16 protein-coding genes and 1 tRNA gene are annotated in these 19,948 nt (G+C 46.3%); 13 read left to right on the forward strand and 4 right to left on the reverse strand.

Translation table 11 applies throughout. From position 1 onward, the window contains the following. Nucleotides 1–41: 41 nt before the first annotated feature. From NFI80_RS17665 to NFI80_RS17690, 6 genes are all read left to right on the forward strand, one after another. Entirely contained in the window at nt 42–2,885 is a 2,844-nt protein-coding gene (locus NFI80_RS17665) for a T9SS type B sorting domain-containing protein (protein ID WP_235165551.1), read from the forward strand. A 214-nt stretch (nt 2,886–3,099) separates the two neighbouring features. Beyond that, complete coding sequence (locus tag NFI80_RS17670; protein WP_235165553.1) at nt 3,100–5,985, forward strand: T9SS type B sorting domain-containing protein; 2,886 nt, start codon at nt 3,100–3,102, stop codon at nt 5,983–5,985. A 95-nt stretch (nt 5,986–6,080) separates the two neighbouring features. Continuing rightward, nucleotides 6,081–6,959 carry an ACP S-malonyltransferase gene (gene fabD / locus NFI80_RS17675; RefSeq protein WP_235165554.1) on the forward strand — a complete coding sequence of 293 codons (879 nt, stop codon included), beginning with the start codon at nt 6,081–6,083 and terminating at the stop codon, nt 6,957–6,959. A gap of 66 nt (nt 6,960–7,025) precedes the next feature. Further along, a tRNA-Gln gene (locus NFI80_RS17680) sits at nt 7,026–7,096 on the forward strand. Between the two features lie 246 nt (nt 7,097–7,342). Beyond that, complete coding sequence (locus tag NFI80_RS17685; RefSeq protein WP_235161177.1) at nt 7,343–7,948, forward strand: TetR/AcrR family transcriptional regulator; 606 nt, start codon at nt 7,343–7,345, stop codon at nt 7,946–7,948. A 150-nt stretch (nt 7,949–8,098) separates the two neighbouring features. After that, entirely contained in the window at nt 8,099–9,601 is a 1,503-nt protein-coding gene (locus NFI80_RS17690) for a lipopolysaccharide biosynthesis protein (RefSeq protein WP_235165556.1), read from the forward strand. Between the two features lie 5 nt (nt 9,602–9,606). Here NFI80_RS17690 and NFI80_RS17695 read toward each other — a convergent pair whose 3' ends face one another. Next, nucleotides 9,607–10,353, reverse strand: a complete 747-nt coding sequence (locus tag NFI80_RS17695) for an ABC transporter ATP-binding protein (protein WP_235165558.1) — start codon at nt 10,351–10,353, stop codon at nt 9,607–9,609. A gap of 40 nt (nt 10,354–10,393) precedes the next feature. Continuing rightward, nucleotides 10,394–11,122, reverse strand: coding sequence for an MlaE family ABC transporter permease (locus NFI80_RS17700; protein WP_026629510.1), 729 nt, complete (start codon nt 11,120–11,122; stop codon nt 10,394–10,396). Between the two features lie 62 nt (nt 11,123–11,184). Between NFI80_RS17700 and NFI80_RS17705 the strand changes: the two genes are divergently transcribed. The 3 genes from NFI80_RS17705 (at nt 11,185) to NFI80_RS17715 (ending at nt 15,001) form a co-directional block, all read left to right on the forward strand. Beyond that, nucleotides 11,185–11,895 (forward strand): SDR family oxidoreductase, encoded by a 711-nt coding sequence (locus NFI80_RS17705; protein ID WP_233794761.1) that lies wholly within the window; start codon nt 11,185–11,187, stop codon nt 11,893–11,895. Nucleotides 11,896–11,968: 73 nt separating this feature from the next. Beyond that, nucleotides 11,969–12,877 (forward strand): ROK family protein, encoded by a 909-nt coding sequence (locus NFI80_RS17710; protein ID WP_233794760.1) that lies wholly within the window; start codon nt 11,969–11,971, stop codon nt 12,875–12,877. A gap of 129 nt (nt 12,878–13,006) precedes the next feature. Next, nucleotides 13,007–15,001: a T9SS type A sorting domain-containing protein gene (locus NFI80_RS17715; protein WP_235165560.1), complete on the forward strand. Its 1,995-nt coding sequence runs from the start codon at nt 13,007–13,009 to the stop codon at nt 14,999–15,001. Nucleotides 15,002–15,034: 33 nt separating this feature from the next. Here the strand turns inward: NFI80_RS17715 and murB are convergent, their stop codons facing one another. After that, nucleotides 15,035–16,051 (reverse strand): UDP-N-acetylmuramate dehydrogenase, encoded by a 1,017-nt coding sequence (murB, locus tag NFI80_RS17720; RefSeq protein WP_235165562.1) that lies wholly within the window; start codon nt 16,049–16,051, stop codon nt 15,035–15,037. A gap of 55 nt (nt 16,052–16,106) precedes the next feature. Between murB and NFI80_RS17725 the strand changes: the two genes are divergently transcribed. Both NFI80_RS17725 and gmd read left to right on the forward strand, forming a co-directional pair. After that, nucleotides 16,107–16,733 (forward strand): SPOR domain-containing protein, encoded by a 627-nt coding sequence (locus NFI80_RS17725; protein ID WP_235165563.1) that lies wholly within the window; start codon nt 16,107–16,109, stop codon nt 16,731–16,733. A gap of 61 nt (nt 16,734–16,794) precedes the next feature. Further along, nucleotides 16,795–17,907 carry a GDP-mannose 4,6-dehydratase gene (gene gmd, locus NFI80_RS17730; RefSeq protein WP_233794756.1) on the forward strand — a complete coding sequence of 371 codons (1,113 nt, stop codon included), beginning with the start codon at nt 16,795–16,797 and terminating at the stop codon, nt 17,905–17,907. Between the two features lie 91 nt (nt 17,908–17,998). On the opposite strand, the gene NFI80_RS17735 is transcribed toward gmd, so the two are convergent. Beyond that, the gene (locus tag NFI80_RS17735; RefSeq protein ID WP_233794755.1) at nt 17,999–18,484 is read right to left on the reverse strand and encodes a thioredoxin family protein; all 486 of its coding nucleotides are present in this window, start codon (nt 18,482–18,484) and stop codon (nt 17,999–18,001) included. 154 nt (nt 18,485–18,638) lie between these two features. Here NFI80_RS17735 and yihA point away from each other — a divergent pair, with 154 nt between their 5' ends. Together yihA and NFI80_RS17745 are read left to right on the forward strand one after the other, a co-directional pair. After that, nucleotides 18,639–19,247, forward strand: a complete 609-nt coding sequence (gene yihA / locus NFI80_RS17740; protein WP_026629518.1) for a ribosome biogenesis GTP-binding protein YihA/YsxC — start codon at nt 18,639–18,641, stop codon at nt 19,245–19,247. Between the two features lie 107 nt (nt 19,248–19,354). Continuing rightward, nucleotides 19,355–19,879 (forward strand): DUF5606 family protein, encoded by a 525-nt coding sequence (locus tag NFI80_RS17745; protein ID WP_026629519.1) that lies wholly within the window; start codon nt 19,355–19,357, stop codon nt 19,877–19,879. Nucleotides 19,880–19,948 lie beyond the last annotated feature (69 nt).

Consider the following 19,948-nt stretch of genomic DNA (forward strand, 5'->3'; position numbering starts at 1 on the left):
GTCCTTCTCTACGATTCCTCCCGATACTTTGTTTATTACTCTTGCTATTTGCCACTTTCAATGCGCATGCGACGCACTTCCGGGCGGGAGAGATTACAGCCAGAAGGATCTCGTCACTCACTTACGAAATACGCCTGTCAGCTTATTTTGACGTTTCTGACCGTGGAAGGCAAGCCGCGGAATCGGCCAATGACATCAATTTCTATTTCGGAAGCGAAGGCCCCAGAAAAGTGGACCGGATCAGGGCTACAATACGCAACATTGGAAATAACACCACTTTCAATGAGTATGTTACCATATTCACATTCCCCGCTGCCGGAACCTACGAGATCTCGGCGGAAATGGATAACAGAAACGCTAACACCCTTAATTTAAGAGATGGCGTGCAGACCGACGGAATTAATTTCTACGTGCATACAACACTGGAAATCAACACCGCCATCGGCACAAACCAAACACCGATTCTGTTAAATGCACCCATTGACCTTGCGGCAGTAGGGCAGCGATATATTCATAATCCCAATGCATTTGATGCCGACGGGGACAGCTTGTCTTTCAAATTATTCACTCCCCAAAGCGGCGACGGAAGAGGAAACGGCCTGAACATTCCTTACAAAGACCCCAATATGGTAACCCCTCCGGGCAGAACGGAAGCCGGGGGTTCTCCTGCCACATTCAGTATCGATGCCATAACGGGCGATCTGGTCTGGGATGCGCCCGTGACCAAAGGCCAGTATAATGTTGCTTTCGTGGTGGAGGAATGGCGCGATGGGGTGCGGATCGGCCAGATTGTGCGCGATATGCAGATCCTGGTGGAAGATGCCCGCAATGCAAGACCGACCATTGATCCCCTTCCTGTGATTTGCGTGGAGGCGGGAACACGAATTAATCAGCAGATAAAAGCAGTTGACAAAGACGGGAACCCGTTGATTCTGACCAGTACAGGAGGTGTATACCAGGGTTCTCTGATCAAACCGGCATTGGCTTCGTTTAATGTGCCGGGACAAAATACGGCTGGTCAGGTGACCGGGCAATTTGTGTGGCAGACCGGCTGCGATCACATTCGATTGGAGCCTTATGACGTGCTTTTCAAAGTGGAGGACGCGCCATCCCCCGGAACGAATCCGAGCCTTTTCCGCAAGCTGGTGGATATGACCACGCTCAGCATTAAAGTTTACGGACCGAAACCGCTCGGACTAAGAGCTGTAGCAGCCACAGACCCGGCCGGAACTGCTTACCGGCTCAACTGGACTTCCTATAAATGCCCGGTTCCAGGTGCAAAGATCGTTATTTACAGGCGGGAAGGATGTTCGGATATTCCTGTTCAACCTTGTTTGACCGGCATTCCGGCGGGATCGGGTTATGAAGAAGTGGGCAGGGTTGCTGTGGATCAGACGACATTCCTGGACAACAACAATGGTGAAGGACTTCGTGCCGGCATATCTTACAGTTACAGGATCGTTGTTGAATTCCCCCGCCCGGGAACGAACATTAATGAGCCGGGCAGCTTGGTAGGCGGCGGAGAAAGCATTGCATCGGACGAGTTCTGCTTGAATTTGCCGATGCTGGCTCCCGTTATTACAAATGTTACTGTTGATTCTACCAGTGAAACAAAAGGGGTTATTACAGTAAAATGGACAAAACCTGCGGCTTCGTCCGGACTTCCTGCACAATATCGCCTGTTCAGGGCAGTAGGACAAAACGGAACGGCATTTACTCAGATCGCAACCATCAACACAAACCTCACCCCAGGCGCTGCTGACACCATTTTCGTGGACAGAAACCTGAACACATTGGCGAATGCCTATAACTACAAGCTCGAATATTACGCTACACAAGGCGGGCAGCTGGTTAAAATGGACGACATTAAAACAGCCAGTTCGGTAAGGTTGGAACAAGGTGCCGCTGAGCCTAACCGCATCCGTCTGAACTGGTCGGCGCTTGTTCCCTGGGAAAATGGCAACCAGACGCACCGGGTCTACCGCGAAGACAAAAGGCGGCCGGGAACATTCAACCGCATTGCTGATGTGACCGTGCAAGGTCCGCAAACGTTCACTTTTACAGACGATGGTTCGGATAAATATGCAGCAGATGGAACGGTTAACACCACCATTGTCAGTGATTCAACTTATTGTTACAAAGTGGAAACCGTTGGATCGTATAACAACAGGCAGATCAAACCTGCTTTGCTATACAACTTCTCACAGATCCTGTGTGTTTCTTCATCTGATACAACCAAGCCTTGTCCACCTGTTCTGGCCATAGATCTGCTGAATTGTGATTCGTTGCAAGCACATCCGGAAGCATTCTGCAGCCCAACCGGCCTGACCAATCACCTGTCCTGGACTTACCCGCAATCAGTGAATGGAAAAGACTGTGACCCGAACGTTTCGGCTTACCGCATTTACTATGCCCGCTACGAAGGCGATGCGCCCACATTGATCGCAACCGTTACCACGCCGCCATCGCCATTGGCAACCACATTTGCGCATGAGGGCCTTACTTCTTTTGCAGGATGTTACTATGTGACTGCCGTGAACCGGTTTGGTGCGGAAAGTGCCCCTAGCAACATTGTTTGCAAGGACAACTGCCCGATGTACGTGCTGCCCAATGTGTTTACGCCAAATGCAGATGGCAAAAACGATGTTTTTGAGCCTTACGAATGCCCGGCTTTTGTGCAGTCACTTGAATTCAAAGCATTCAACAGATGGGGTGCACAGGTGTTTACAACCAAGGACGTCAACATCAATTGGAATGGAAAAACCAATGGCGGAAAAGACCTCGCCGCAGGACAATATTATTATGAAGTAACCATCTTCTTTGAATCCTCAAAAAGAGAAAGCACGCCCACAACACTCAAAGGCTGGGTGCAGATCATCAGATAGGCCGAAATCCTTACTTCTTCCCATTGTATTGCCATAGCGCTAGTTTATGGCAATACATATATGTTTTATAAACTTGTTTTGTAAGTTTACAATAACGCCTGTTTTATTAACTTCGGCTGCACACATTTTTATTTAAAATTTCGTTGAATCAATAGCTTGGCAGATGTATTTCTGCCTGGACCTCTATCTTAAAAAGTTCGACTCTGATATATTTATGCGATCTGCTTTACGGTTATTATTATTCTCTTTTTTTCTGATTTTGCTGGGAATTGGCTTTGAGGCCAATGCGACACACATTCGCGCGGGCGAGATTACGGCAAAACGGGTTTCTGCAACTTCCCTGACTTACGAAATCAAACTAACGGCATATTTCGATATGCAAAACGGAGAAGGCGCTGCCAATGCGCAGAACTTCGTGCAGTTTTATGTGGGAAGCAACGGTCCGATAGAAGCGCCGCGGATTTTGCCCATCATCAACATTGGAAACAACACAACCCAGAACGTCTACATTGTCCGGTACACTTTTCCTTCGGCGGGGAAATTCAGGATATCATTTGAAGAAGACAACCGGAACAACGGCATCCTGAACATTGGTCCGCCGCCTACGCAAAATCTTAACTTTTACGTGAGCACCATTCTGGAAATCAACGCAAGTTTCGGTTTAAACCAGACGCCCGTGCTCCTTAATGCGCCCATTGACCTGGCTGCCGTAGGACAGCGTTATATTCACAACCCGAATGCATTTGACGCGGATGGCGACAGTCTTGCGTATCGCCTGTACACGCCGCAAAGAGGAACTTCCAATGGCGCAGGCGTTAATTTGCAATATGTTAACCCAAACCAGATCGGTGCTCCGGGACAAACTGAAAATGGTGCTTCCCCGGCAACTTTCGGCATTAACCGGCTTACGGGTGATTTAACCTGGGATGCCCCGGTTACAAAAGGATATTATAATGTTGCGTTTGTAGTGGAAGAATGGCGTGATGGCGTGCTTATAGGCGAGATCGTGCGCGATATGCAGATCATTGTGGAAGATGCCCGAAACGACCGGCCGCGCGCAGAACCGCTCCCGGATATTTGTGTGGAAGCCGGAACGCTTATCAACCAGCAAATCAAGGCGACGGATAAAAACGGCGATAAGCTGAACCTTACGTCTACCGGCGGTGTGTACGAAAGAACATTGGTAAGCCCGGAACTGGCCCGCTTTACAGTGCCGCAGCAATCGGGCATTGGCACCATTACCGGACAATTCACGTGGCAAACCTCGTGTAACCACATTCGTTTGGAGCCCTATGATGTATTATTTAAAGTAGAAGACGCGCCAGGGGCCAACACCAATCCGAATTTGTTCCGAAAACTGGTGGATATGACCACGCTTAGCATTAAAGTCTACGGCCCGAAACCGCTCGGACTGAGAGCCGTAGCAACAACAGACCCGGCCGGAACCGCTTATCGCCTCAACTGGACTTCCTATAAATGCCAGGTGGCAGGCGCCAGAATTGTTGTTTACAGAAGAGAGGGTTGCGCCGATATTCCGGAAGATGTTTGTATAACCGGCATTCCGGCGGGATCAGGCTATGAAGAAGTGGGCCGGGTTGCAGTGAACCAAACGACATTCTTGGACAACAACAATGGTGAAGGACTTCGGGCCGGCATTTCTTACAGTTACAGGATCGTTGTTGAATTCCCCCGTCCGGGAACCAATGTGAATGAGCCTGGAAGCCTGATCGGCGGCGGCGAAAGCATTGCATCTGATGAGTTCTGCCTGAATTTGCCGATGCTGGCTCCTGTTATTACAAATGTTACGGTTGATTCTACGAGTGAAACAAAAGGGGTTATTACAGTAAAATGGACAAAACCTGCGGCTTCATCCGGACTTCCTGCACAATATCGCCTGTTCAGGGCAGTAGGACAAAACGGAACGGCATTTACTCAGATCGCGACCATTAACACAAACCTTACCCCAGGCGCTGCTGACACGATTTTCGTGGACAGAAACCTGAACACATTGGCGAATGCCTATAACTATAAGCTCGAGTATTACGCTACACAAGGCGGACAGCTGGTTAAAATGGATGATATTAAAACAGCCAGTTCGGTAAGACTGGAACAAGGCGCTGCTGAGCCTAACCGCATCCGTCTGAACTGGTCGGCGCTGGTTCCCTGGGAGAATGGCAACCAGACGCACCGGGTTTACCGCGAAGACAAAAGGCGGCCCGGAACATTCAACCGCATTGCTGATGTGACCGTGCAAGGTCCGCAAACGTTCACTTTTACAGACGATGGTTCGGATAAATATGCAGCAGATGGGACTATTAACACCACCATCGTCAGTGATTCGACTTATTGTTACAAAGTGGAAACCGTTGGCTCATATAATAACAGGCAGATCAAACCTGCTTTGCTATACAACTTCTCACAGATCCTGTGTGTTTCCTCATCCGATACAACCAAGCCTTGTCCGCCTGTTCTGGCCATTGATCTGCTGAATTGTGATTCGTTGCAGGCACATCCGGAAGCATTCTGCAGCCCAACCGGCCTGACCAATCACCTATCCTGGACTTATCCGCAATCGGTGAATGGAAAAGACTGTGACCCGAATGTTTCGGCTTACCGCATTTACTATGCCCGCTACGAAGGCGATGCGCCCACATTGATCGCAACGGTAACCACGCCGCCATCGCCTTTGGCAACCACATTTGCGCATGAGGGCCTTACTTCCTTCGCAGGATGTTACTATGTGACCGCTGTGAACCGGTTTGGTGCCGAAAGTGCCCCCAGCAACATTGTATGCAAGGACAACTGCCCGATGTACGTGCTGCCCAATGTGTTTACCCCAAATGCAGACGGCAAAAATGATGTTTTTGAGCCTTACGAATGCCCGGCTTTTGTGCAGTCTCTTGAATTCAAAGCATTCAACAGATGGGGTGCACAGGTGTTTACCACCAAGGACGTCAACATTAATTGGAATGGAAAAACCAATGGCGGAAAAGACCTGGCTGCCGGACAATATTATTATGAAGTAACCATCTTCTTTGAATCCTCAAAAAGAGAAAGCACGCCCACAACACTCAAAGGCTGGGTGCAGATCATCAGATAGGCACGTCTTTTTTCTTTGCCATCGAAGTATTTCCTTTGTAGCCCGGTCTGAACGACCGGGCTTTTTTTATCAAATCCCCAAACGAAACGATCATTATGAAAAGTGCATACATTTTCCCGGGACAGGGTTCTCAGTTCAAAGGAATGGGACTCGATCTATATCAATCGTCAGATTCGGCTAAAACACTATTTGATCAGGCCAATAGCATTCTTGGTTTTGAAATAACCAAAATCATGTTTGAAGGTTCTGACGAGGAGCTGAAACAAACGAATGTGACGCAGCCTGCCATCTTTATACATTCCGTGATCCTGGCGAAGATCAGCCCTGATTTTACTCCCAATATGGTGGCTGGCCATTCACTAGGCGAATTTTCCGCACTGGTTGCCGCAGGCGCACTGTCATTTGAAGATGGATTAAAACTGGTAGCAAAGCGGGCAGATGCCATGCAGAAAGCCTGTGAAATACGCCCTTCAACCATGGCGGCGATCCTGGGACTGGCAGATAACATTATCGAGGAGGTTTGTGCAGGCATTACCGACGAAATCGTAGTTCCGGCCAATTATAACTGTCCAGGACAAGTCGTGATCTCAGGCACTTTTGAAGGCGTTGAGAAAGCATGTGAGCTTTTGAAGGCGGCTGGGGCCAAAAGAGCATTGATTTTGCCAGTCGGCGGTGCATTTCACTCGCCTTTGATGGAGCCTGCGCGGGAAGAATTGGCCTCAGCCATCCACGCAGCAGAATTTGAAGCGCCTATTTGTGCGATTTATCAAAATGTAAATGCCATGCCGGCAACCGAAGTAAACGTCATTAAAGAAAACCTCATTTCACAGCTTACCGCACCCGTAAGATGGACGCAAACCATTGAGCAGATGGTAAATGACGGCGCAGAAACGTTTATCGAATGCGGTCCTGGAAAGGTGCTCCAAGGCCTTGTGAAGAAAATCGCATCGGGTGTTGAAATAAAAAGCATTTAATTTTTTTCCAGAAAAGCTTGACAACATGAATTAGCCGCATTACTTTTGCACCACTGTTTACGGTTTTGGCCGATGGTGTAATGGTAACACAGGACATTTTGGTTGTCTTATTCAGGGTTCGAGTCCTTGTCGGCCAACAGTAAAGTTAAAGAGCTCATTCCGGTGAGCTCTTTTTTTGTGTCTTTCCCTCTTCCTTCCTTTTTAAGAATCTGTACAAATTAGTCGACGAACTGGCCTTTATTATCTATGAATTGGGCGATTTTATCGATAAACACCCCTTTTATCAACAAATTTTCAATATTGGTGACTTCGCGTATTTTGACCATATAATATTTCCATATGAAATATTAAATTTACTATGATTTAACCTAAATGGCACCCACATGAAAATTGAGAAAGTTAAAAAGCGCGACCGAGAGCGGACAAAAAGCAAGATCCTCAAAGCAGTAGGAGAAGTTATCGAACAACACGGAACAGAAAAGGTAGGCGTTAACCTCATTGCGCGCACAGCAGGCGTGAACAAGGTTTTGATCTATCGCTATTTTGAAAGTGTTGATGGATTGATGGAGCAATATGTCAGATCCGGTGAGTACACTTCCACCACGGCGACGGAATACATTGACAACATTCCTACGCTGGCACCCGAGGAACGCAGCAAAGCGCTTACAAGCCTGATGCACACTTTTATGAATGACTTGCGGGAAAGAAAGGCTACGCGCGATCTGCTCCGCTGGGAAATCGGAACAGGTAAATCCATGCTTTCCGATGCCCGTAACCAAGTTGCAACGCGGATCCTGGACAAGATCGGCAACCTCCCTAATTACAGCGACACCAGCGCGCTTGTATCATTCCTTTCGGCCGGCATCTACTTCATGACCATTTCTACGGACTACCGTGAAAAAATGATCGACGTAGACCTCCATTCCGACGAAGGCTGGAAACGAATTGAAAAAGTGATTGAACGCATCATCACAGACATCAGAAATTAACCTGCTGATCAGAATTTAACCTGCTAAAAAAATTTTAAGGCTCAATCAGAAGCCTGCCAGGGAGTGTGCAGCTATTTCATTTGAAATATTGTACACTCCTTGTTCTATATTTGCGGTTCCCTGCAAAGACTTGCCGCAGGTTAACATGCAATGAGCGTTCTAAAAAAATTAGCCAGCGAAACCGCTATTTATGGTATCAGCACAATGCTGGGGCGGTTCTTAAATTACCTGCTGGTTGCCCTACACACCAAGTTATTTGAACCCGAACAAATTGCCGCCCAAGGCCAGCTCTATGCCTATGCGGGCCTCGCGATGGTGCTTTACACCTTTGGAATGGAAACCGCTTTTTTCCGTTTCGCACGACAGGAAACTGATAGAAAGGCTTACTACAACCTGATTCTCAGCGCAGTTATCATTATCAGTGTATTTTTCTCCGGCCTGCTGTTTATCTTCGCCGACCACGCTGCAGCATTTATTAAATACCCGGAAAGCGTTTCGCTCGTCAGAATGTTTGCAGTAATTATGGCGATCGATGGCATTGTTTCGATCCCGTTTGCAAGGCTGCGGCTGGAAGGGAAAGGGAAGAAATTCGTAATCCTGCGCGTGACCAATATTGCGATCAATATCTTTTTAAACCTCTTTTTCCTGATCCTTTGCCGCGATATACATGCGGGGAAATATCTGCTTTTCCTGCAACCGGCTGTTGATGCGATTTACGATCCATTACGTGCACCGGATTACATTGTTACCGCCAATCTGGTTGCTAACCTGCTGTTTTTCTGGATGTTGAGAAGAGAATTTGCCGATTTCAAATTTGTGTTCAACAAAACCCTGTTCCGCCCGGTATGGATTTACGCCTACCCGATCATGATCATGAATGCAGGCGGCGTGCTGAATATGCTGTTTGACAGGGCGTTTATCCAGTTCTTATTGCCCGAAAATTTCTATCCCGGACGAACCTCCAAGCAGGCAATCGGGATTTATGTGCAGTGTTACAAACTGTCGATTTTTATGAACCTGGCAATCCAATCATTCAAATACGCTGCTGAGCCGTTTTTCTTTTCAAAAGGGGAAGACAAGAATGCGCCACCGGTGTTTGCCAAGGTTACCAAGTATTTTATCATTATCTGCGTGCTCATGTGGGTGGGCATATGCCTGAACCTGGATCTGCTGGCGGAGTTGTTTTTGAAACAAAAGATCTATCACGAAGGATTACCTGTGGTGCCCTGGTTACTGGCTGGCTATCTGTTCCTGGGCGTTTACTATAACCTCGCTACGTGGTTTAAACTGACAGATAAAACAGAATACGGAACCTGGCTCACATTAATGGGCGCGGCCATAACCATTGCAACCAGCTTCATTCTGGTGCCGCAGATCGGCTATCTGGGCTTTGCCATTGCATTTGCGACCTCGTCTTTTATCATGGTCGCATTGTGTTATTATTTTGGTCAAAAGTATTATCCTGTTCCTTATGACGTCCTTTCTGCCGTAGGTTACATTGGCGTGGGCGGGCTGGTAATCATCGCATCCACATTCGTCAAGATCCCGAATCTGTACATTGCAGTTCCGGTGCATATGCTTGTCCTTGCGATTTTTGCTGTGGCTGTATTTTTAATTGAGCGGAAGAATATTCCCTTCTTAAATAAAAGATAGAAAAGCTATTTTTCCATTTCGCGGAGCAGCTTATTAGAAAAAAGGAATTCCTTTAACTCCGGAACATCTGTTCTGATGATCTCTGAACTAACGCCTTCCCAAAGTTTGGAGCCTTCGTAGAGGAACATAATGTTCTGTCCGATCTCCATGACGGAATTCATATCGTGTGTAATGATGATTGTTGTGATCTGAAATTCTTCTGTAATTTCCTTGATCAACTCATCAATTTTGACGGAAGTAAGCGGGTCCAGTCCTGAATTGGGTTCATCGCAGAAAAGATACATTGGGTTCATTACAATAGCCCTGGCAATCCCAACGCGCTTTTTCATCCCGCCGCTGATTTCCGAAGGCATTCTTTTAGCCGCCGCTTCCAATCCAACGCGCTGCAAACAAAACGCAACACGCTCCTGCTTTTCCTCAACCGATTGGTCTGTAAGCATATCCAACGGAAACCGCACATTTTCTTCCACTGTTTTGGAATCAAAAAGTGCCCCACCCTGGAATAGCACGCCCATTTCACGCCGGATCGACTGCTGCGTTTCCTTATCACAATGGTAAAAATCGCGGCCATTGTAAAGCACATTGCCCTGGTCGGGTTTCACCAGTCCGATCATGCATTTCAGCAAAACACTCTTTCCGGTTCCGCTGCCGCCGATGATGAGATTGGTCTCCCCTTTTTTAAATGATGCACTAATGCCTTTTAAAACCTCCTTGCCATTAAATGCTTTGTAGATATTGCTTACTTCAATCATTTGCTGATTCAGTTATTCTTAATTCATGGCTAATGCGCTTTTACAATAAAAGCTGGGCTAAAAGATAATCGGCTACCAGGATCGAAATACAGCTGTTGGTCACGGCTTCTGTGCTCGACTTTCCTACTTCCAATGCGCCGCCTGTTGTGAAAAACCCCTTAAAAGAAGATATTGTTGCAATCAGGAAGCCAAAAACAAAAGGTTTTATACACATGAAGAAAATGTTGTACGGCACAAACGAATCTCTGATCCCGTATAGATAATCCCGCTCGGTAATAACGCCTGTTAATGTGCCGGCCAGGTAACCGCCCAGAATCCCCAGAAATGCAGAAAAAATAACCAACATAGGGAAAGTCAGCATGGCTGCCACGACCTTGGGCAAAACGAGATAAGACGATGAATTGATCCCCATCACTTCCAGGGCGTCAATCTGCTCGGTAATGCGCATGGTGCCCAGCTCACTGGCAATGTTGGAACCGACCTTGCCGGCAAGCACAATGCAAGTGATCGTAGGCGCCAGTTCAAGAATTTCCATGTCCCGCACGATGAGCGCAACGGTTGAAATGGGAATGATAGGACTAACGAGGTTATAGGCCGTTTGAATGCAGGAAACGGCGCCAATGAATGTGGAAACAATGGCAACAATGAATATAGAGCTCACTCCTATCCCCACACATTCCTCCATGAGCCGCCGCCAGTACACCGATAGTTTTTCACCCTTTCCGAATAGTGTTCCTAAAAAAATGAAGTATTTCCCGATTACAGACATAATATCTTAATTGTATTCAATATTTTCGGGAAAATTAGGCAAAAAAAGAAGCAATCAGAAAAATGAATCCAATAGCGGTTATCACCGGAGGGACGAAAGGGATCGGAAAAGCGTGCGTTGAGCGGTTTTTGGAAGAGGGGTTTGATGTAATTACCTGTGCAAGAAACGCTAGCGACCTCCAAGCGCTGGAAAAGGAAATGAGCGACCGGTTCGGCAGCGCAAAATTATATTGCCAAACTTCGGACCTCTCCGTAAAAGATGACCTTCTTGCATTTATAGATTTTATTGTTTCAAAAACCAGATTTGTATCGGTCCTGATCAACAACACAGGCACATTTATTCCAGGCCAGATCCACAACGAAACGGAGGGGACATTGGAAAAAACAATGGAGACAAATCTTTACAGCGCCTATCACCTTACCCGCGGAATCCTTCCGGGAATGATTGAAAATCAGAAAGGACATATTTTCACCATGTGCTCCACAGCCAGCATTATGGCCTATCCCAATGGCGGCTCCTATTGTATTTCAAAATTTGCGCTTTACGGAATGACCAAAGTATTGCGGGAAGAGATGAAGCCGCATCAGGTAAAAGTAACCGCCGTTTTGCCGGGAGCGACTTATACAGACAGCTGGAAAGGCTCAGGCCTGCCCGAAGAGCGGTTTATGGAGTCCAAAGACATTGCGGATACGATTTGGGCGGCGTATACATTGTCGCCGAGAGCGGTTATGGAAGAGATATTGATCAGGCCGCAGCTGGGAGATTTAGATTGATTGATGTACAATAGAGCAATTTTACTAAATTGCCGCATTTTTAAAATTATTTATTAAACCCATATTTCATTTCATGGAACAATACCTCGGTATAGACGTGGGCGGTACTAACGTAAAAATGGGGATCGTTGACGCTACGGATGGCAGAATTTCAAATTTTTACAGTCACGATACCGCCAGCTGGCGCAGTTCAGGGCATTTTATCGAACGTTTAGGTGATGCAATAGCGCTCCAGCTTGTTGAATATCCCGAGGTTAAAAGAGTAGGAATCGGCGTTCCGGGGCTCACAACCCGTGACAGAACTACATTAATTGAGATCACAGCCATTCCTGAGATCGATGGAATCGCCATTGTTCCCGATTTGAAAGCCCGCTTTCCTGAACACGATTTTTATCTTGAAAATGACGCTAATGCTGCTGCATTGGGCGAATATTACTTTGGTGAAGACAAGCTTCCCGAAGACTATATTTTTGTAACATTAGGCACAGGCATCGGCGGTGCGGCCATTATTGACAAGAAAGTTTTCAAAGGCGGCGGCGGAAATGCCATGGAGCCAGGCCACGTGCCTTCTAAAAACGGCAAGGTGCTGGAAAGGAACATTGGTAAAAAAGAGCTTCTGGACCTTGCAATCACCATGCGTGCCAATTACACGGGTCAAACACAACTTCCATCCGACGGGACCATTTCCACAACCGGACTTGTTGCTGCTGCTTCCAAAGGCGACGAGCTTGCCAAGCAAGTGTTCCAGGAAATGGGTTATCTGCTGGGCGAAGGGCTGGTTTCTATGGTCCGCATTCTGGACATTACGACCATTCTGATCGGCGGTGGGATTTCTGCTTCGTTTGAATACATTCTGCCTGCCATTAACGAGCGTTTTGAATACTGGTTAACGCCTTATTACCTGAAAACGATTATCATAAAGAGAGCCACCTTGGCGAACGACGCAGGTCTGCTCGGCGCGGCTTCTTTGTGTTTTGATTAATCTTTATATTTTTTGATTAAATAGAATCATACGCTTCTCGCTGAACAGTCCTTACTAGTCAATGATTGTTCAGCGATTTTTTGTATTTTAGGGTATGGTTCGGGCCGCTGGTAAACGCAAACTTATTGCATGAAAAAATTTATACTTCTGGTTTTCATATCATTTGTAGGAGCCTTTATTTCTAATGTTCATGCACAGCAATCCGGCATTGCCATCCTGGACAAATCTCCGGCGAATATGCAGCTGTTTGCAAGGGACAGCACCGGAATGGCTAATGTGGAATTTTTAGGAAGGGTCCAGACGGCCGGATACGCTTACATTTCCGTGGTACAAACCAGGAATAAAGCGCCAAATGCTTACCAGCGAAAAAACCTCGAATACAACGGCTCACAAGCTCCTTTCAACTTCACATTCAGGATCAAGGCGGAACTTGCTGAATATGGATATGAAGTTTACGCCTGCAAATCCAAGTCCGATTCCACACTTATTTCGAAAAGCGATAATGTTGTGGCTGGTGATTTCTATCTCATTTACGGACAGTCGAATGCGGTTGCCTGGGAAGTTGACTACGCTTACCGGAACGAATATGCCCGGACATACGGATCATCAGGAGGCGCGGCCGAATGGGGACTTGCTAATGCCATAGGTCAGCGCGTGGGCATATTTGGAATTGAATTCCAAAGAGTCATAGCAGAAAGATATCAGGTTCCGACCTGCATTCTCAATGGTGCCGCCGCCGGGGCTTCCCTGATTGACCTGACAGACCGGTCCAGTTTTTACGGCTTTTTGCTCAATGCTGCCAAAACAACAGGGTTGCTGCCCTCATTGAGAGCGATATTTTTCTGGCAGGGTGAAACAGAATCTTCTTCCAATGATCCTTTAACCTGGGCGCCACGTTTCGATAAACTCGTGCAAATGTGGAAGGAAGATTATCCAATGGTTAAAAAGATCTACGTTTTCCAGCTTCCCCTTTTTGGTGGTGGTGCTTATGACGACCGGATTGGCGTTGTACGCGAGCAGCAAAGAACATTGGACCGGAAATATCCGATTATCCAACCCTATGCAGCATTGGGTGCCACAGGATGGAACGGGTTCCATTATGGGTTGGAGGGTTATCTGCAACTGGGCAGGGACCTGGCGGATCTGGCGGGTTATAACCACTATGGCGAAAAAGAAAAAATCTCTTCTCCCAGCTTGCAAAAAGCATTCTATTCTACGCCCGAAAAGGATGAAATAACAATGGTTTTCGAGGATTATCAGCAAATGGTTTATCCCAAAGACACCGTAGCTGTTAACATTGAAGGAAGCCTGGAACCAACTTCGGTCTTTTCAGTAAAAGACTTTTTCTACCTGAATGCAGAATGGAAAAAACTTGCTTCGGGCCGGGCTGAGGCTAATAAGATCATTGTCAAGCTGAAAGAGGTTGGTAATGATTCCACGATCAAATATTTGCCTTCAAAATACCATTATTCGGGGCTTTTGAGTGCTGCCTGGGTCTATATAGGGCCGTTTTTAAAGAATACGAAAGGATTGCGCGCCTTTGCTTTTCATCACAACAAGATTTTCCCGTATACAAACCTGGGCACCATAGCCCTTGCCGCTGCCGAAAAGGACAAACAAGTGGTGCTGAGCTGGAACAAATTACCAAATGTTACCGGCTACCTGCTGGAACGATTGGAAGCCAAGGACACGCTGGCCTCCCACGAAACGATGCGCTTCCCCGCAAGTCAACTCGAATATACCGACCCGTCCGCAAAAAAAGGCGTTACCTATATATACCGGATCAGAGGTTACACCGACCAGTCGGAATCGAAACTCGCCTCCACGACAATCACCAAGCAGGGAGAGGACATTGACGTTGTACTGGGCGAGGAGCCGGTTCAGGAACTAAGCATTAATGTGTATCCGAACCCTGTTACGGACGTAATCAACATTGCCTCAACTACTTCTGCTATCAGTCTGGTGGAATTGTATACCGTGAATGGCAAGAAGGTGAAAAATGTTTCCTACGAGAACAAGGATTGGGCAACGATCCCGGTGAATGATCTCAGCAGCGGGCAGTACATTCTCCGGGTTCATTATGGTGATAAAATCAGCACCCGTAAAATGGTCCTTGTGCGGTAAGCGAAGGTTTGTTTTGAAATGAATTTCTCCTAACTAGATGAAATTTACTTCCGGCGATAAGCGGATGCCATATTTGGCTTCCACAGAATCCTGAATGGTGCCTGCCAGCGCACGAATTTCGTTGCCATTGCCCCCGCCGTAATTCACGAGCACCAATGCTTGTTTCTGGTGCACGCCAATCGCACCCTGGCGATATCCTTTCCAACCAGCTTGTTCAATGAGCCAGCCGGCAGGCACTTTGACCATTGTTTGACTTACAACATAACCCGGCATTTCGGGGAAGATGTTTTTGAGCGAATTGTATTGTTCCGATGGGATTTCCGGATTTTTGAAGAAGCTGCCGGCGTTCCCGATTTGAGCAGGATCCGGCAGTTTACTGCGTCGTATGGCAATCACAGCCTGGCTGACGTCCTGGATCGTGGGGCTTGTCACATTCATTTCCAGCAATGTTTTCTGAACATCACCGTAACCAATGTTCAACACAGGTTTTTTATCCAAAACAAATGTCACCCCGGTTACCACATATTGATTTTTGAGCGCTTTTTTGAAAACACTTTCCCGGTAACCAAACTCACATTCTTCCTTTGAAAAAATCCTTTTTATACCGCTTTCAATGGAAACCGCCTCCACAGACTCAACCACATCCTTGATTTCCACCCCGTAAGCACCGATATTTTGCATAGGCGCCGCTCCTACTGTGCCGGGAATAAGTGACAGATTTTCCACGCCTCCGAAGTTGTGCGAGACACAATGCATTACGAACTCATGCCAACCTTCCCCCGCGCCTGCTTTCAGCCACATATGGTCCTCATCTTCCTTTATTTTCTCAATTCCCTTAATGACAGGATGAATTACCAATGCATTGACATTCTGCGTGAAAAGCACGTTGCTTCCGCCGCCGAGAATAAATTTAGGCTTTTGCTGCCATACGGGATCGAGCAATATTTCAGTTAGTTCTTCAACCGAACTTACTTCGGCGAAAAAGGAAGCCGTGGATTCGAGGCCGAAAGTATTGAAATTGCGAAGCGAAAAGTTTGATTGGATTTGCATTGAACTAATAAATAAGTCCGGGTAAAGTTAGCTATTAGATTCAAAATAGCATGTTATGGTGATTCATCCATTTTTGATTAAGTTTGCAGGCTCAGTAATAACGGCTAAGGATATGATGCTGAAAAAGAATTTTTTATGGGCGATTCAGCTCTTCATTATCATCCTTTCGGGTTGCAGCAAAAAGACTGTTGTCAGCTCTTCCAGCTCGGAATACAGGGAAGATCTGTCGTCGGTAAGGCCTCGTTTCGAGTATGTTGAACCGTCAGTTACTCCAAAAGCAGCACCGGTAACCACACCCAAAGCCAGTACGGCGCCAAAGCCGGATGTGGACAAGCCATTGTATGTCAACAAGCGATTGGAAACGGTGCTGGACACGCTGGCAAAACACAACAAGTCCATCCGTTATGTAAACGGCTTTCGGATCCAGATGTATGTGGGTAATGTTAGACAAGAGGCGGACGATGCCAAAAGTTATGTATATCAGGCTTTTCCGGACCTTATCCCCTATGTTTCTTACACACAACCGACATATCGCGTGAAAGTGGGCGATTTCATGTATCGTACAGACGCAGAGCAGTATCTGGAACTGATCAGGGAACGATATTCTTCCGCAGTAATCCTGTCCGACCGCGTGGATATCAAACGAAGCCTGATGATTAACCCTACTGCCGAGAGCAACTAGGATCAATATTTTCAATTTTTAGCAGGATATTATTTTATCCACTTATACATACCCATAGATAATGAAAATAGCCTTAATTACCGGTATTACCGGGCAGGATGGTGCTTATTTAGCTGAGCTTCTTTTGAGCAAGGGATATGAAGTGCACGGGATCAAGCGTCGCAGCTCACTATTCAATACGCAGCGGATCGACCATATTTACGAAGATCCGCACGAGAAAAATATAAGGTTCAAACTGCATTACGGCGACCTGAGCGACTCCACCAACATTATCCGGATTATCCAGGAAGTACAGCCTGACGAAATCTATAACCTGGGCGCAATGTCACATGTGCAGGTGAGCTTCGAAGAGCCCGAGTACACTGCCAATGTAGACGGAATCGGCACATTGCGCATCCTGGAAGCGGTTCGTCTTTTGGGTTTGACTAAAAAAACAAAAATTTATCAGGCCTCTACATCGGAACTTTACGGTTTGGTGCAGCAGGTTCCTCAGTCTGAGACGACGCCATTTTATCCGCGCTCGCCTTACGCGGTTGCAAAGCTTTATGGTTATTGGATCACGGTCAACTACCGCGAAGCTTACGACATGTTTGCGGTGAACGGGATTCTTTTCAACCATGAATCACCATTAAGGGGCGAAACTTTCGTAACCCGCAAGATCACCCGCGCAGTGGCACGCATTGCTTTGGGATTGCAGGATAAAGTTTACCTGGGTAACCTGGACGCGCAGCGCGACTGGGGCCATGCGAAAGATTTCGTGGAAGCAATGTGGCTGATCCTCCAGCAGGAAGTTGCAGAGGATTTCGTGATCGCAACAGGAATCACAACGCGCATTCGTGATTTCGTGAGAATGGCCTTTGCAGAAGTTGGCATTGAGCTTGAATTCAGCGGGGAAGGCGCCGCCGAGATCGCTAAGGTGACAAAATGCAACAACCCTGACTTCCAGATTGAGATCGGAAAAGAAGTTGTAGCCGTTGATCCAAGATATTTCCGCCCGACGGAAGTTGAGCTTTTGATCGGTGATCCTACCAAATCAATGACAAAACTGGGCTGGAAACCAAAATATGATTTGAAAGCATTGGTCAATGATATGGTAACAGCCGACCTTCTGCTCTTCAAGAAAGACAGGCTCCTGGAAAGCAGCGGACACCGCGTTCCTAATTATTACGAATAAAATTAAGCCTTGTTTTTGATAGCAGTGCTATAAGATAAAACCCCCGAAGGACATCCTCCGGGGGTTTTATCTTATAGCATAATGTTCAGGATCAGATCGCCTTAGGAGACTTTTTCTGAACAGATTTTCCAAGATCAATTAGTTTCTCAGGAGTTTGATACCCGATCACCTGCTTAATGACTTTTCCTTTTGCATCAATAAAAAACAATGTAGGATAAGCTTCTAACGGATATTTGCTGGCCAGTTTCAAGCCTTCACCGCTTTCCATATCATATTTTACATTGATAAAATCTTTATTAAAAACAGCTGCAACATCGTCGCGTGTGAAGACATTCTTTTGCATCATTTTGCACGGGCCGCACCAGGTGGTGTAAGCGTCGAAGAATATGATTTTGTTCTCAGCTTTGGCTTTTTTCAGGATTTCAGCCCATTTGGCTTCTGTAAACTGGATCCCTTTTTCCTCCGCCTTTACTTCCTTGCTATTCTTATCCGCTTTATTTGCTTCTGCCGCAATAGTAACTGCAAATGTCATAGTCACGATGGCAACGAGAAGAGACAATTTTTTAAGACCTTTCATCTTTTGATTTAGTTATGGTTTCAATTCCTCTTAAACGAAAATACCCTATTGTTTTATTTTATCCAATTATCCTCCTGCGAACATGCCACCAGGACATTTGAGGTTGGTAAAAAAAGAAAAAGTAACTTCGCATTAATATTAACGTCAAAAAAGCATGAAAGTTCAGGAAGCAAGATACGTAATGAGCAATTCGGATTATGAGAAATGTCCTGATCCCGTTTTGCCCGAATATGCTTTCATAGGGCGCTCAAATGTTGGAAAATCTTCGCTTATTAATATGCTGACCGGAAAGAAATCGCTTGCGAAAACTTCTCAGCAACCAGGTAAGACGCAGCTTATTAACCATTATTTTATCAACGAATCCTGGTATCTGGTGGATTTGCCGGGTTATGGTTATGCCAAAGTGAGCAAAGTTGAGCGTGAGAAATGGGAGAAAATGATCGGAGATTACCTGCACAACCGCGAGAATCTGATCTGCACATTCGTCCTGATCGATATCCGGCATAGCGCGCTGGCGGTGGACCTTGAATTTATGGCGGGGCTGGGCGAAGCCGGAATTCCGTTCCACATTATTTTTACAAAAGCCGACAAACTGAAACCCAACCAGGCGATAAATCAAATGGAGGCTTACAGGCAGAAACTGGCGGAAGTATGGGAGGAAGTGCCGCCTATGTTCATTACATCGGCAGAAAAAAACGAAGGCCGCGACCCGATTCTGGAGGCAATAGAAACTTATAATCAGTCGTTTGAAAGGACAAAGTAAGCCAGAGGTTGTTTCGCGCTCAATCTTTCCGTTATTTTGCGCAAAATTGAGGTGGTCATCGCATTCAACATAATCATTATTAAGATATAACTAATTAGTAAGAAAGGATGAGTGAAAAAGTAGAGTCAACAGGAATGGATTTGTTGAAAGAAATAGCAAATGTTTCAGGAAAAGGCGGATTGTTCCGTATTCTTAAGCCTAGCCGTGCAGGTGTGATCGTGGAAAGCCTGGATGAAAAGCGTGAAAAAACGCTGATCGGGCCAACTGCACGTGTTTCTGTTTTGAAAGACGTTTCTATTTTTACGGACGGTGAAGAAGAATCAGCTCCATTGGCAGACGTTTTTTTGAAAATCCGTGAAGAGCATGGCGAAGAAGTGACATTGCAGCCTAAAACTGCATCTGACAAAGAATTGATCGAGTTTTTGAACAAAATCCTTCCTGATTTCGACCGGTCAAAAGTTTATGTTTCAGACATTAAGAAAATCATTTCCTGGTATAATTTATTGTCAAAATATACGCCTGAACTGTTCGTTGCTTCCACTGAGGAACCTGGCGAAGAAGCGCAGGTAGAAGAAACTTCGGAAGTGGTTGCGGAAGACGCTCCTGAGCAGGAAAAGAAAAGCAAAAAATAATTTCGTTGTATAAATCATTGTTTGAACCCTGTCGATCCGACGGGGTTTTTACTTTTTAACATTACCGCC

This window comes from Dyadobacter chenhuakuii (genome assembly GCF_023821985.2).
Lineage (GTDB): Bacteria > Bacteroidota > Bacteroidia > Cytophagales > Spirosomataceae > Dyadobacter > Dyadobacter chenhuakuii.